Source organism: Methylobacterium marchantiae (assembly GCF_042679825.1).
Taxonomy (GTDB): domain Bacteria; phylum Pseudomonadota; class Alphaproteobacteria; order Rhizobiales; family Beijerinckiaceae; genus Methylobacterium; species Methylobacterium marchantiae.
Genome location: NZ_JBHTND010000087.1, coordinates 1 through 675 on the forward strand (window position 1 = coordinate 1; position 675 = coordinate 675).

Consider the following 675-nt stretch of genomic DNA (forward strand, 5'->3'; position numbering starts at 1 on the left):
GCCGAGACGTTCTGGACGGACTTCCTGCGCAAGCTCGCCCGGCGCGGCCTGCGCGGGGTCAAGCTCGTCATCTCGGACGCTCACGAGGGCATCAAGGCCTCGGTGGCCAAGGTGATGAACGCCACCTGGCAGCGTTGTCGGGTGCACTTCATGAGGAATGTGCTCGCCCATGCCGGCCGCAGCGGGCGGCGCGTCGTCTCGGCCTTCATCGCCACCGCTTTCGCCCAGGATGATGCCGAGGCGGCCCGTCAGCAATGGCGGCGGGTGGCCGACCAACTCCGCCCCAAGGTGCCCAAGCTCGCCGCCCTGATGGACACGGCCGAGCCCGACGTGCTGGCCTACATGGGCTTCCCGGCCGCCCACCGGGTCAAGCTGCACTCGACCAGTCCGTTGGAGCGCCTGAACGGCGAGATCAAGCGCTGGACCGAGGTGGTCGGCATCTTCCCCAACGAGGCCGCCATCACACGTCTCGTCGGCGCGATCCTGCTCGAACAGAATGACGAATGGGCCGTCCAGCGGTCGCGCTACATGACCCTGGAAAGCATCGCCCCGATCGGCGATGATCCCCTCGTCAGCCTGCCGACCCTGGCAGCCTGATCGTCCCGGCCCAAGCCGGTGATCGTGGTGGTCCTCACCGAGCTACACCACGCCCAGGCACACGACCGACGGAACGCG

General features: G+C 68.1%; 1 protein-coding gene. It reads left to right on the forward strand.

Features of this window, described 5'->3' with window-relative positions; genetic code table 11:
- The coding region (locus ACFQ4G_RS21930) for an IS256 family transposase (protein WP_379041131.1) at window positions 1-597 on the forward strand (597 nt) is incomplete at its 5' end.
- Window positions 598-675: the final 78 nt, after the last annotated feature.